At 36.6% G+C, this 13057-nt stretch carries 12 protein-coding genes and 1 pseudogene; 10 read left to right on the forward strand and 3 right to left on the reverse strand.

Features of this window, described 5'->3' with window-relative positions:
* Window positions 1-383: 383 nt before the first annotated feature.
* Window positions 384-875: a DinB family protein gene (locus ATE47_RS11100; protein ID WP_062162034.1), complete on the forward strand. Its 492-nt coding sequence runs from the start codon at window positions 384-386 to the stop codon at window positions 873-875.
* A 137-nt stretch (window positions 876-1012) separates the two neighbouring features.
* Here the strand turns inward: ATE47_RS11100 and ATE47_RS11105 are convergent, their stop codons facing one another.
* From ATE47_RS11105 to lptB, 3 genes and pseudogenes are all read right to left on the reverse strand, one after another.
* Entirely contained in the window at window positions 1013-1981 is a 969-nt protein-coding gene (locus ATE47_RS11105; protein WP_062162035.1) for a helix-turn-helix transcriptional regulator, read from the reverse strand.
* A 95-nt stretch (window positions 1982-2076) separates the two neighbouring features.
* Entirely contained in the window at window positions 2077-3804 is a 1728-nt protein-coding gene (locus ATE47_RS11110; RefSeq protein WP_062163525.1) for an ABC transporter ATP-binding protein, read from the reverse strand.
* 508 nt (window positions 3805-4312) lie between these two features.
* Window positions 4313-5038, reverse strand: a pseudogene (gene lptB, locus ATE47_RS11115) (LPS export ABC transporter ATP-binding protein); the annotation flags it as partial.
* Between the two features lie 163 nt (window positions 5039-5201).
* On the opposite strand from lptB, the gene ATE47_RS11120 reads away from it, so the two are divergent.
* The 9 genes from ATE47_RS11120 to ATE47_RS11160 all read left to right on the forward strand — a co-directional run bounded on the left by ATE47_RS11120 (window position 5202) and on the right by ATE47_RS11160 (window position 13019).
* A complete protein-coding gene (locus ATE47_RS11120; protein WP_062162036.1) occupies window positions 5202-5492 on the forward strand; it encodes a TM2 domain-containing protein in 291 nt (96 codons plus the stop codon).
* Between the two features lie 73 nt (window positions 5493-5565).
* The gene (locus tag ATE47_RS11125) at window positions 5566-6294 is read left to right on the forward strand and encodes a hypothetical protein (RefSeq protein ID WP_062162037.1); all 729 of its coding nucleotides are present in this window, start codon (window positions 5566-5568) and stop codon (window positions 6292-6294) included.
* Window positions 6295-6445: 151 nt separating this feature from the next.
* The gene (locus tag ATE47_RS11130) at window positions 6446-7657 is read left to right on the forward strand and encodes an HD domain-containing protein (protein WP_062162038.1); all 1212 of its coding nucleotides are present in this window, start codon (window positions 6446-6448) and stop codon (window positions 7655-7657) included.
* An 86-nt stretch (window positions 7658-7743) separates the two neighbouring features.
* A complete protein-coding gene (lpxD, locus tag ATE47_RS11135; protein WP_062162039.1) occupies window positions 7744-8775 on the forward strand; it encodes a UDP-3-O-(3-hydroxymyristoyl)glucosamine N-acyltransferase in 1032 nt (343 codons plus the stop codon).
* Window positions 8768-10165 carry a bifunctional UDP-3-O-[3-hydroxymyristoyl] N-acetylglucosamine deacetylase/3-hydroxyacyl-ACP dehydratase gene (locus ATE47_RS11140; RefSeq protein WP_062162040.1) on the forward strand — a complete coding sequence of 466 codons (1398 nt, stop codon included), beginning with the start codon at window positions 8768-8770 and terminating at the stop codon, window positions 10163-10165. Before lpxD ends, ATE47_RS11140 begins: the two co-directional genes overlap by 8 nt.
* Complete coding sequence (gene lpxA / locus ATE47_RS11145; protein WP_062162041.1) at window positions 10166-10960, forward strand: acyl-ACP--UDP-N-acetylglucosamine O-acyltransferase; 795 nt, start codon at window positions 10166-10168, stop codon at window positions 10958-10960.
* Window positions 10961-10981: 21 nt separating this feature from the next.
* A complete protein-coding gene (locus ATE47_RS11150; RefSeq protein WP_228376268.1) occupies window positions 10982-11317 on the forward strand; it encodes a hypothetical protein in 336 nt (111 codons plus the stop codon).
* A gap of 15 nt (window positions 11318-11332) precedes the next feature.
* Window positions 11333-11899 carry an elongation factor P gene (efp, locus tag ATE47_RS11155; RefSeq protein WP_062162043.1) on the forward strand — a complete coding sequence of 189 codons (567 nt, stop codon included), beginning with the start codon at window positions 11333-11335 and terminating at the stop codon, window positions 11897-11899.
* Window positions 11900-12116: 217 nt separating this feature from the next.
* The gene (locus tag ATE47_RS11160) at window positions 12117-13019 is read left to right on the forward strand and encodes a UDP-3-O-(3-hydroxymyristoyl)glucosamine N-acyltransferase (protein ID WP_062162044.1); all 903 of its coding nucleotides are present in this window, start codon (window positions 12117-12119) and stop codon (window positions 13017-13019) included.
* The last annotated feature ends 38 nt before the right edge of the window (window positions 13020-13057 follow it).

Here is a 13057-nt window from a genome sequence, read left to right on the forward strand (position 1 = left end):
CTTTTTTGTTGCGGCCGGAGCGAAGCGGAGGCCGTAACAAAAAAGATATAGCGAAAAGCTGGAAATAGCTTCTAAAAAAGGATGCGAGAGGTTTGAGGATAGAGGTCTGATGATTGAAAACAGATTTTTCCTTCGTCAGAATGACATATTTAATTGTTCTGCCTTTTTATCATGAAAGCAAAAGCGACCGATCTAAAAAGACCGGCCACTTCAAATTATTTATTTTTACCTAACAATGTCGTAAGTATACAGTCTTAACGGAAAAGTTTACATGATATTTTAAAAAATAAAAAATATTTTTCCAGAATCAAAATCCTACTGACAAACTGTTGTCATAGTCCTGTTTTATCTTTGTATCAACAATAACAAACAATATTAAAATTATGACAACTACAGCAACAATCACAAAAAAATTCATGACATCTGAACAGTTATTAGAGCACTGGCAAGGGCACAGAAACCTGACAAGAAGAGTAATCGAAATGTTTCCGGAAAAGGAGTTATTTGAGTTTTCTGTAGGCGGAATGAGACCTTTTGCGAAATTGGCCGTTGAGCTAATCAGCATCGGAGGACCTGCTTTGAAAGGAATCGTGGACAAAAATATGGAAGGCTACAATGAAGAGGGTTTTAACCCAAAAACGAAAGAAGATTTACTAAAAAAATGGGACGAGGAAACGGAAGTAATTAACGATTATTATGCTCAGATTTCTGAAGAACGTTTCCAGGAGACTTTCAATTTATTCGGTCAGTATGAGTTTCCGGTATATCAGAATATTTTATATTTCATTGATAATGAGATCCATCACCGTGGACAAGGATATGTTTACCTGAGAGCTTTGGGAATTGAACCGCCTTTTTTTTGGGAGAGATTTTAGGAGCATTAATGCCTTTATGGAGACTAAAATCTTTAATCAGATCTAATATGAGAAATCAATCATAATTAAAGGCCAAATAATTATATTTTTCTAATAAACCATCTTCAAATTAAATTAATATTGCTTAACCTCAACAATCAGTTTGTTGGGGTTTTTATATGTTTATTTGAAATTTTTTCCAGCAAATCATTTAATTTTTCGGTAAGACTTTCCGGCTCCAATATTTTGGCATAATCTGCAAAAGTGATCAGCCAACGTGGAAAACCATCGTTGATCCACTCGGTTTCAAAGGTTAGCTCCATTCCTTCATCTGTTTCTATTTCATCAATTAATCCGTAATATTTTTTTGAATTTACGAGATGATTCATAATTTTTTTCTCCACTAAAAGGCGAACCTTTATTTTATTTCCATTACCGTTTTTTCTGTAATCATTGATTTGCCCGTATTCCTGCAAAAATAGGTTCTGGGTTTTTGTAATCTGCAAAATCCTGTCGACCCGAAACTGCCTGAAATCATTCCTCAACGTGCAGAAAGCCATGATATACCAGTAATTAAACTCAAAGAAAACACCTACAGCTTCAATGGTTCTTGTTGAAATTTTAGAATCCATGGTTTTATATTCTATTGTCAGCTGCTTTTTTTCCGCAATGCTTTCCAGAATAATTGGGATGACATTTTTTATATCGTCTTCGGTTTTAGGATGATAATTAAAGACATCAATCTGTTTTTCGATATTTTCAATTAAATTTCTGTCTGAATATTTTAATACGGAACGAACCTTTTCCATGGCAGTTTGATAGTGATTTCCCAAACTTTGATGTAAAAATTTCTGCATTAATTTTTCAGCCGTAATAAAACTCAACACTTCTTCCTTCGTGAACATTACCGGCGGAAGTTTGTAGCCGTCCATTAACGAATATCCACTTCCTGCTTCACCGATGATAGGAATTCCGGCATTTTCCAGTGTTTTTACATCCCGGTAGATCGTCCTGATACTCACCTCAAATTTTTCAGCTAAATCCTGTGCTCTTACAATCGGTTTGGATTGCAATTGGGTGAGAATAGCGGTTACGCGGTCGAGTTTTTTGAGGTAGTGGTCGTTCATTTTTTGGGTTTGAGGGTTTGAGAGTTTTAGAGTTTTAGAGTTTTAGCAAAATATTTTCTATTTTCTATTTTCTATTTTCTATTTTCTAATTTTAATCAATTATCTTTAAAAGTATTCATCAGTTTATCAAGATTTAAGCTTCTTGCCGAGGCATCAAAAATTTCCCGGTAGGTTCCGTTGAGTTGTACCAATTCGCCATGAGTTCCGCTTTCCACGACGCGCCCTTTTTTCATCACATAAATTTTATCCGAATCCAAAATCTGCGACAAAGAATGGGAAATAATAATCACGGTTCTACCCTCTTTTATGGCATCCAAAGAGTTCTTAATCTGTTCAGTAGCAATAGCATCCAGGCTTGCTGTAGGTTCGTCAAGGAAAATAATCGGTGGATTTTTTAAGAATAATCTGGCAATGGCGATTCTTTGCTGTTGACCTCCGGAAAGTTGGGTGGCATCATGTCTATATCCATCCGGTAAGTCCAAAATCTGTTCGTGCAAATACGCTTTTTTCGCGGCTTCTTCAATTTCCTCAAAAGTCGCATTCATATTTCCGTAGCGGATATTATCTTCAATACTCCCCTGAAAAATGTGGTTTTTTTGGAGAACTAAACCAAGGTCTCCCCTCAAAGAGTTATTATCAAATTCATTTAAACTCACATGATCCAGTAAAATTTCCCCAGAATCTGGAAGATAAAATTTACATAGAAGATTGATCACCGTGGATTTTCCGGCACCACTCAAACCAACCAAAGCAGTAGTTTTTCCGTTCTCAATTTTCATGGAAACATCGTGTAGTGCCTGAGTTCCGTTGGGATAGGTGAAGTTTACATTTTTTAGTTCAAAATTTCCTTTGATGTTTTTCTCCACGAAAGTTCCGTTCGGTTCCATTTCGTTGTCGGCATTTAAAATATCAAAATATCCTTCTGCATAAATCATTGCATCATTCATATCGTCATAAATCCTGTGTAATTGACGAATAGGGGCCGAAACATTGTTGAAAAGCATGATATGAAGCATGATCGCACCGATTGTCATTTGCTGGTCCAGCACCAGATAAACCGTTAAAAGTATAATTAAAACAACCCCAAACTGTTCGATAAAAGTCTTTAATCCATCATAAATAAAATTCGTTTTCCGGGTGAACATCTGGCTTTCCATCAACTGCATCTGCAAATCGGATTGTTTTTTTCCTTCAAATTTTTCACGGATAAAACTTTTAATCACCATAATGGAATTAATTAAGTTTAAAAGTCCGGAAGTTTTCTGCTCACGCTGATTCCTCAGAGTTCTTCTTACTCCGCCCAGCTTTTTCGCCTGTAAAGAACTGATATAAAAGTAAATAGGAACAATAACCGTGGAAACAATTCCCACATAAACGTTCTGCATATACATGATAATCAATGCAATAAATGCATTTGAGAACAATGGTAACATATCAATAAAGAAATTCTGAACGAGTCTCGTTAAGCTTTCAATCCCTCGATCGATTCTGATCTGTAATTTTCCGGATTCATGGTTTTCATCATTAAAATAAGCAACTCTATACGTCAGAATCTTGTCAATTGCCGATTGTGCCAGAACGGAGCTTACATTAATCCTGATTTTTTCTCCATAAAATTTCTGCCCGAAATTGATGAAAATATTCAGTAATTCTTTTCCCAATAAAATAATTGTAATGACCACCAGAATATGAATTCCCTCAGACATTGGGTGCGGAAGACGGGTCAGGCTTGTAACCTCATCTACCGTGTATTTCAAGACCAGCGGGTTGACCTGTGCTGCAAGAGCTCCTAAAAATGTAAGAAATAGAGTTCCATAAATCATCAAGCGGTAAGGCCTGATAAATGGGACCAGTTGTTTATAAATTCCAAATAATGTGACTGTTCTGTTGAAAGGTTTTGCCATAGGAATTATTTTAACTAAAAAACGCACCGTTTTGCAAGAGAAAAGGTACGTTTTATTCTATTTTTCAGCAAATATTTGCTTTAATTTATGTTTATCCTTCGTAATGATAAGTCGTCAGATAATGCAGTTCAGGTTTACTTACTGCTTTAGATTCCGCTTCAGCCTGCTCCAATGAATACTGGGAATTGATTTCTTTTCTTTGGAATACAAAAGAATTATTGGCGTTTTTATCAACAACATCATTGAAAATATGCTCGATTTCAGAGTTTGCCAGTGATGCAAAACTAATATCCTCAAAACCGTGCATCAACCTTAAATCATCAAACTGATCAAAATTTTCATCTACAAAACCCTGAAACTGATTTTTTGAATCAAAGTTTCCGGCCCATATATTATAAGCGTATGTTTTCTTTTTTGGTTTGTCTAAAATACTCTGATAAACGAAGTTTTCACCCAAATAAGCTTCCCTTACCTGCGGATCGTTCGCCAGATCTTCCGGAAGTCCTTCTTTCAAAATCCTTCCTTCAAACATGATGTATGTTTTATTGGTAATCGCTAAAGTCTGCTGAACATTATGGTCGGTAATCAAAATCCCGATGTTTTTATCAACCAAACTTCTCACGATTTTCTGAATATCTTCAACGGCAATAGGGTCTACTCCGGCAAAAGGCTCATCTAAAAGGATAAAATTCGGGCTTGTAGCAAGGCAGCGGGCAATTTCCGTTCTTCGTCTTTCTCCTCCGGACAAAAGGTCTCCACGGTTTTTACGGACGTGCTGCAATGAGAATTCTTCAATCAGCTCATCACATTTGATCTGCTGTTCACGTTTAGAAAGCTTTGTCAGCTGTAAAACTCCCATAATATTCTCTTCCACAGAAAGCTTACGGAAAACAGAGGCTTCCTGAGCAAGATAACCGATTCCCTTTTGGGCTCGGCGATACATCGCATCAGTGGTGATTTCCTGCTTATCAAGGAAAATTTTTCCTGAAGTGGGCTTAACCAAACCTACAATCATATAAAACGAAGTGGTTTTTCCTGCCCCGTTCGGACCAAGCAAACCAACAATTTCTCCCTGCTGAACCTGTACAGAAACGCCTTTTACAACTTTTTTAGGACCGTATTCCTTGATTAAGTTTTCTCCTCGTAAAATCATAACGGCAAAGATAAAGTTTTTTTGAATTGAAATTTTAGATTAAAGATTGTGCGTAAAAGTTTTATGAAATTTTAATATCTCTGATTTAATTTATCGTTTTGTAACAACTTACTTTTTCAGACTACTTATTAAAAACAATTCACTTAATCTCAAAACATTAAAAATGGAAAACTACGGTTACACAAAAACAGAAGATCAGAATCAGCAGAATAATGCACCTTACCGTTCAGAAAAGAAAATTCCGGCAGCTTTGTTAGGTATTTTAGTAGGATGGCTGGCTTTAAATAAATTCTATCTCGGCTACACAAAAGAAGGGATCATACAGCTTGTTTTAAATGTTGTTACTCTTGGTGCAGCTTCTATTATTCCTTTTATTGAAGGTATTTTATATTTATTTATGAGCGACAAGCAATTTGATGACACCTATGTTTATGGCAAAAAAGGCTGGCTATAAGATTTAACATAAATTGTAAAGAATTTTATTTTATTTCCATAATTTTATAACACCAACCAACACATAAAATAATATGGAAAATAATCAACGGCTGACCGAGCTTCTGGCTCTGGATCTGGGTATTACTATCAACAACAGAAGGCCTTATGCAAAAGAGGTTTTCAAATGGCAGGATATGGACCTTCTTCCCCATTCTTCGACCGATACCATGCTTTGCGAAATCTATGAATGGAACGGAAGAAACTGGAGAACAACCAATAATAACCTCATCGGATATTTATTTTCGGGGGATCAACTGAATACGATTAAAAATCAATTAAACAATGTCCCGAAACAACCGGCCCTAATCCCTGATTTTGAATTTACGAAAGACAGCATGATCGAATACGGATTGTCACTTCCTTCTCTTTTCAACATTGGATTGAATGGAAATATCAAAGCTGCCAAAAATTTTTCGGTAAGGGTAAATGGTGTTACAAAATCAAGAATTACCAATATAGACTCACCCGGAATTGAAATTCTGAGGAGCTATTCAGAATTCACTCAAAGTAAATCCAAAACGTACAGGAAAAATATTAAGTTTAACTATTTAAGCACTTCCCTTTTCTTTGCGGAAAGCGTTGAAATTTACCTTGAAAAAGAATCAGGAGTAGGTTTGGATGTAAGCTTCCAGACTCAAAATGTGGAAGTCGAAGCCAAAGTGGATACTGATACAAAGAAAAATTTCATTTTAAAATACACCGGAAATCAGGCACCTTTTGCTGCAAAATTTACGAAAGGAAAGGAATTTGATATTTTTTAAAAAATTAAAAGAGTTATAAGTTAAGAGTTATGAATTATGAGTTTCTTGTTGGCGAATATTTTTTACGCAATTATACAACTCATAATTCATAACTCTTAACTTATAACTCATAAAAAAATCCCTAACTTTGTTTACTAATACTGACTTTTCAATGCAGAATAAGCTAAAGATCATCAATGATCCCGTTCACGGTTTTATCAGAATTCCACACGAAATTTTATTCGATATTGTCGAACACCCTTACTTCCAAAGATTGCGTAGAATAGGACAGACAGGACTTTTGAACCTTATTTTTCCGGGAGCCACGCACACCAGATTTCACCATGCATTGGGAGCGATGCACCTAATGTTTACAGCTTTGGAAACGTTGAAGCAAAAAGGTGTAAAAATCTCTGAAACAGAGGAAAAAGGAGCTATGCTGGCGATTTTAATGCATGATATTGGCCACGGACCGTTTTCTCACGCGCTGGAAAGTATGTTGATGGACGACTGGCATCATGAAAAACTTTCGCTGTTATTGATGAATCGATTAAATGATGAATTTAATGGTGAATTATCATGTGCCATTGAGATGTTTCAGGGAAAATATCATAGAAAATTTTTCAATCAATTAATTTCTTCCCAACTGGATGTTGACAGGCTTGATTATTTAAAGCGTGACAGTTTTTTCACAGGAGTTTCTGAAGGGAATATCAATACTCAGAGGATTATTTCCATGATGAATGTTTGTGACGAAGGCGAATTAGTGGTTGATGCAAAAGGAATTTATTCTATCGAAAACTTCTTAACGGCCAGAATGTTTATGTATTGGCAGGTATATTATCATAAAACATCGGCATTGGCGGAGTTTTTATTGGTTAAAATTTTAGAAAGGGCAAAATATCTGGTTTCACAAGGTGTTGATCTTCCTGCCACTGAAAATCTCACCTATTTTTTATATCGTGGAAAAAGCTGCGCAACGGATGAAGATGTGGAAAGATTTACACAATTGGATGATAATGATATCATTCAGGCTATGAAAAGCTGGCAGAATTCCGATGATTTTGTTTTATCTTATTGGTGTAAGGCAGTGATTCAGAGAAATCTTCCAAAGACAATTATCTCTTCTCATTCATTCGATCAAAGATTTATTGAAGAAAAAATCAAAAAAACCAATGAGCTTTTCGGAATTGATAATGGCCATGAACTTGTCCATGAAATCAAACGAAAACTCTTGCCATATAATGCTGAAAAACAGCCAATTTACCTCTTACAGAAAAGCGGAGAAAAAATAAGGCTTGAAGATTCCCAAGACCAGCTTTTATCAGGATTGATGGTCAACAAGACGACACGGTATATCCTGACTTTTCCAAGGGATATCTAAACATAATTTCTTAAAGTATATTAAAATTCACTATCCGAAATCCAAAAAATGTTTGCGAATTAGAGAATTTCTTATCTTTGCAGAATATGGAATTTACAGCTTCGCAAATTGCAAGTTTTATTGACGGTAAAATAATAGGCGACGAGAGCACGCTTATTACAGGAGTTTCACCAATTGAGCAGGGGGAATCAGGGCATCTTTCTTTTATAGCACAAGACAGATTTTCTCATTATTTGGACACTTCAAAATGTTCCGTTATCATCGTTTCTGAAAATCTTTTAACAAAAGATACCTATAATCCTACTATTATTGCAGTAAAAGATGCTTATCTTTCGTTCCAGGTCTTGATGAACCTGTACCAGGAGATGCAGGGCAGAAAACAGGGAGTTGAGGACGGTTCTTCGATCCATGATACGGCTGTCATCGGTGATGGAGTTTATATCGGTGCTTTTACTTATGTTTCCGAAAAGGCGAAAATCGGGGAAGGATCTCAAATATATCCTCAGGTTTACATCGGGAAAGGCGTAAAAATTGGGAAAAACTGTAAGATTGACAGCGGAGCAAGGATTTATGATTATTGCATTATTGGTGATAATTGTGTGATCCATTCCAATACAGTAGTTGGCGGCGACGGATTTGGTTTCCAGCCTACAGCAGACGGATTCAAAAAAATTCCTCAGCTGGGAAATGTTATCATTGAAAATGATGTGGAAATTGGCTCGAACTGTAGTATTGACAGAGCTACAATCGGTTCTACCATTATCGGGAAAGGGACCAAAATAGATAATCTGATCCAGATTGCACATAATGTAAAAATCGGACAGAACAACGTAATTGCAGCACAGGCCGGAATTGCGGGATCTACAACTATTGGTGACTGGAACCAGATCGGCGGACAGGTGGGAATTGTTGGTCATATTAAAATTGGGAATCAGGTGAGAATTCAGGCTCAGAGTGGTGTGAATTCGAGCGTTAGTGATAAAGAAACATTGTACGGCTCACCGGCAATCAGCTACAATGACTATCTGAGAAACTATGTTCATTTCAGGAATTTTACTGAAATTGTAAACAGAATAAATAATCTTGAGAATACCTCAAAAGATAAAACTAATGAGTGATATGCAAAAAACGCTTCAGGAAGAAGTGACACTTTCCGGAATCGGACTTCACACTGGTAAAGAAGTAAAACTTACCATTAAGCCTGCAAAAGAAAATACAGGTTTTATATTCGTAAGGACAGATTTGGAGGGCCACCCTCAGGTCGAAGCTGATGTGAACTATGTTGTAGCTACAGAAAGAGGAACGACATTAGAAAAATTAGGAGTAAAAATTACTACCTGCGAGCATCTTTTAGCAGCTCTGGTAGGTTGCGATATTGACAATGCAATTTTAGAAATGGATGCTTCCGAACCTCCTATCCTGGACGGTTCTTCAAAATACTTTGTTGAAGCTATCGAAAGTGTGGGAGTTGTGGAACAAAGTATCGCAAGGGAATATCTTGTGATAAAAGAAGTTCTTACCTACAGCGATCCTGCCACAGGATCCGAGATCACAATCATCCCGTCGGATACCTACGAAATTACTACAATGGTAGATTTTGGGACTAAAGTTTTAGGTACTCAAAATGCTACGATGAAAAATATTTCTGAGTTTAAAGAAGAAATCTCATCTGCAAGAACATTCAGCTTTTTACATGAATTGGAAATGCTTTTGGATCATGGCTTGATCAAAGGCGGAGATATTTCTAACGCGATCGTTTATGTAGATAAAGATCTTACCCCGGAAACTACAGAAAAACTAAAAAAAGCCTTTGGTAAAGACAACGTTTCTATCAGACCAAACGGAATTCTTGATAATTTGAACTTAAACTATCCTAATGAAGCCGCAAGACACAAATTACTTGATGTAATCGGTGACCTGGCTTTAGCAGGAGTGAAAATAAAAGGTAAAGTAATTGCTAATAAGCCGGGACATTACGTAAACACTCAATTTGCAAAAAGACTGAACCGTCAGTGGAAATTGCAGAAAAAGAAAAATGTTCCTGATTTTGACTTAACAAAAGAACCTGTTTTCGATATCAACGGGATCATGCGCCTAATGCCGCACAGACCACCGTTTTTATTAATTGATAAGATTCTTGAACTTTCAGATTCTCACGTTGTAGGCCTTAAAAATGTAACAATGAACGAGCCTTTCTTCGTTGGACATTTCCCTAAAGAACCCGTAATGCCAGGCGTTTTACAGGTTGAGGCTTTAGCACAGACAGGAGGAATTCTTGTATTGGCAAGTGTTCCGGATCCTGAAAATTACTCTACTTATTTTATTAAAATTGACAAAGTAAAATTCAAGAGAAAAGTAGTTCCCGGGGATACTATTATTTTCAAAATTGAATTGATAGAGCCTATCAGAAGAGGTATCGTTCACATGCAGGGCTATGGATATGTAGGAGATAGCGTGGCGGTAGAAGCAGAATTAATGGCTCAAGTTGCAAAAAATAAAGTTGAATAAATGATTCATCAATTAGCAGCCGTAGATAAACGTGCGAAAATCAGCAAAAATGTAATCGTAGAACCCTTTACTACAATTGCAGGGGATGTGGAAATAGGAGAAGGAACATGGATAGGCCCCAATGTAACCATCATGGATGGAGCAAGAATTGGTAAAAATTGTAGAATTTTTCCGGGTACCGTTATTTCAGCGATTCCTCAGGATTTAAAATTTGATGGTGAAGATACTCAGGTAATTATTGGTGATGATACTACAATCAGAGAATGTGTAACGGTAAACAGAGGTACAAAAGCCCTCGGATTTACAAAAATCGGGAAAAACTGCCTCATCATGGCAACTTCCCACATTGCACATGACTGTATTATCGGGGACCACGTTATCATCGTAAACGGTTGCGGTATTGCGGGACACGTAGAAATTGGTGATTATACCGTAATGGGAGGTTTATCAGCTGTTCATCAGTTTGGTAAAATCGGGAAACATGTAATGATTTCCGGGGGAACTTTGGTAAGAAAAGATATTCCGCCCTATGTAAAAGTTGCGAGAGAACCGATGTCTTATGCAGGAATCAATTCTGTGGGTTTAAGAAGAAGAGGATTTACCAATGAGAAAATCTTTGAAATTCAGAAAATTTACAGAGCGATCTTCCAAATGAAAATGAATGTTTCCCAGGCAATTACCCATATTGAAAAGGAAATGCTTCCTACTGCAGAAAGAGATGAGATCCTTCAGTTTATTCAAAACTCACCAAGAGGTATCGTAAAAGGATACGGAACGGGAAAAGACAGAGAATAACCCAATAATCAATACATCACAGTGAAAAGTTTAATCTTGCTAATAATGCTTTCTGCCACATCTTTTTTGTTTGGACAGCAAACGGAAGGATTAAAAACAGAGAAAACAACCAAGGCTTCCATCATGGAAAGAAAACTTCCTGAAAAGTCTAACGATAGTATTGCTAAGAATAATCTAAATGATATTCTAAAACAAAAAAACACGGGCAGCTCAATTTTAGGCACTACGAATCAGTATAATTCTGAAGTTCAGATGAATGTAAACAAATTAAATAATAATGTGAATACATTCAACAATAATACATTCAACAGGATGATGCCTCAGGGGCAGGGAATACAGTTTAATAAAAGAAAATAAACATATACAAAATTAATGGCAACAAGTAACGATATCAAAAAAGGACTTTGCATTGAGTACAGTAACGATATTTATAAAGTAATCGAATTCCTTCACGTAAAACCGGGAAAAGGTCCTGCTTTCGTTAGAACAAAATTAAAATCTGTGACAAACGGAAAAGTAATCGACAATACTTTCTCAGCCGGTCACAAAATCGACGAAGTAAAAGTTATCACAAGAAAATATCAGTATCTTTATGATGATGAGAATGGCTTCCACTTCATGAATAATGACGATTTTTCCCAGCTTTATCTTAACAAAGAAATGATTGAGAATTCCCAGTTCATGAAAGCCGGTGAAGAAGTGACAATTATTTTGAAAGAAGCTGATGAAACTCCGCTTTCTGCAGAACTTCCTCAGTCGGTTTATCTTGATGTAACCGAAGCTGATCCTGGTGTAAAAGGAAACACTGCCACCAATGCTCTTAAAAACGCTATCGTTGAAACAGGAGCAAGAGTAATGGTTCCTTTATTCATCGAGCCGGGAGACAGAATCAAAGTAAGTACGGAAGACGGTTCTTACCTTGAAAGAGTAAAAGAATAATTATTCAAAATAATGGGGAGCTGGAAGTATAACAACTTTCAGCTTTCATTTTTTATGGCAGCTATTTCCGTCCTCCATTCCCGCTTTTTTATCTCGTCTTTTCAGACGAAACAAAAAGAGCTCCATTCAGGCCGGGCTGCGATCTAAAGTTGAAAAAAACCTTGTCAGGGTTTTGAACCTTGACAAGGTTGATAAAATTTAAACATCATTTAAAAATATGACGTTTCATTCTCCACAAAAACTGAAAACTATTGCCGATCTTATCGGTGCTAAACATGTTGGCCCTGAAGACTTTGAAGTACTGGGAACCAACGAGATCCACATGGTAAAACCAGGAGAAATAGTTTTTGTCAACCATCCGAAATATTACGATAAAGCTTTAAACTCTGCCGCAACGATTATCCTAATTGATAAGGAAGTGGACTGCCCGGAAGGAAAAGCCTTGTTGGTTTCAGATGATCCTTTCAGGGATTTTAATAAAATTAATACCCATTTTACGAGAATATACAATTTCACGGAGGAGCTTCATGATGCTGAAATTGGTGAAGGAACAAAAATCCACCACTCTGCGGTAATCGGAAACAATGTGAAAATCGGGAAAAACACACTGATCTTCCCAAATGTTGTCATTGGAGACAGAACGATCATCGGTGACAATGTAGTTATCCAATCCAACACAGTTTTGGGAGGCGATGCTTTTTATTACAGAAAATTAAATGGAAATTTCGACCGTTTGATCTCAGTGGGAAATGTTGTAATCGAAAACAACGTAGAAATCGGAAACAGCTGTACGATTGACCGTGGTGTGACGGATTCTACCATAATCGGTGAAGGTTCTGTTTTAGATAACCAAATTCAGGTGGGCCATGATACCGTAATCGGGAAAAAATGCCTTATCGCTTCTCAGGTGGGAATTGCAGGATGCTGTGTGATTGGTGATGAAGTAACTATTTGGGGACAAGTCGGGATGGCTTCCGGTAATAAAATCGATAGCGGATCAATTATCTTAGGCAAAACCGGTGTCAACAGGGATCTTGAAAAAGGTACTTATATCGGGATGTTTGCAGAAGATTTTAAAACCTATCTTAAAAAAGAAGTGAAGCTGAGAAATCTCAAATAAACAAATTGGTTAGATTTATCTTTAATCAAAGAAATTTA

It is taken from the genome of Chryseobacterium sp. IHB B 17019, from assembly GCF_001456155.1.
Classification (GTDB): Bacteria; Bacteroidota; Bacteroidia; order Flavobacteriales; family Weeksellaceae; genus Chryseobacterium.

Excerpts from the sequence above, each read along its gene's own strand:
- ATE47_RS11100 (WP_062162034.1), top strand. The coding sequence starts at position 384 with ATGACAACTACAGCAACAATCACAAAAAAATTCATGACATCTGAACAG.
- ATE47_RS11105 (WP_062162035.1), bottom strand. The coding sequence starts at position 1,981 with ATGAACGACCACTACCTCAAAAAACTCGACCGCGTAACCGCTATTCTC.
- ATE47_RS11110 (WP_062163525.1), bottom strand. The coding sequence starts at position 3,804 with ATGATTTATGGAACTCTATTTCTTACATTTTTAGGAGCTCTTGCAGCA.
- ATE47_RS11120 (WP_062162036.1), top strand. The coding sequence starts at position 5,202 with ATGGAAAACTACGGTTACACAAAAACAGAAGATCAGAATCAGCAGAAT.
- ATE47_RS11125 (WP_062162037.1), top strand. The coding sequence starts at position 5,566 with ATGGAAAATAATCAACGGCTGACCGAGCTTCTGGCTCTGGATCTGGGT.
- ATE47_RS11130 (WP_062162038.1), top strand. The coding sequence starts at position 6,446 with ATGCAGAATAAGCTAAAGATCATCAATGATCCCGTTCACGGTTTTATC.
- lpxD (WP_062162039.1), top strand. The coding sequence starts at position 7,744 with ATGGAATTTACAGCTTCGCAAATTGCAAGTTTTATTGACGGTAAAATA.
- ATE47_RS11140 (WP_062162040.1), top strand. The coding sequence starts at position 8,768 with ATGAGTGATATGCAAAAAACGCTTCAGGAAGAAGTGACACTTTCCGGA.
- lpxA (WP_062162041.1), top strand. The coding sequence starts at position 10,166 with ATGATTCATCAATTAGCAGCCGTAGATAAACGTGCGAAAATCAGCAAA.
- efp (WP_062162043.1), top strand. The coding sequence starts at position 11,333 with ATGGCAACAAGTAACGATATCAAAAAAGGACTTTGCATTGAGTACAGT.
- ATE47_RS11160 (WP_062162044.1), top strand. The coding sequence starts at position 12,117 with ATGACGTTTCATTCTCCACAAAAACTGAAAACTATTGCCGATCTTATC.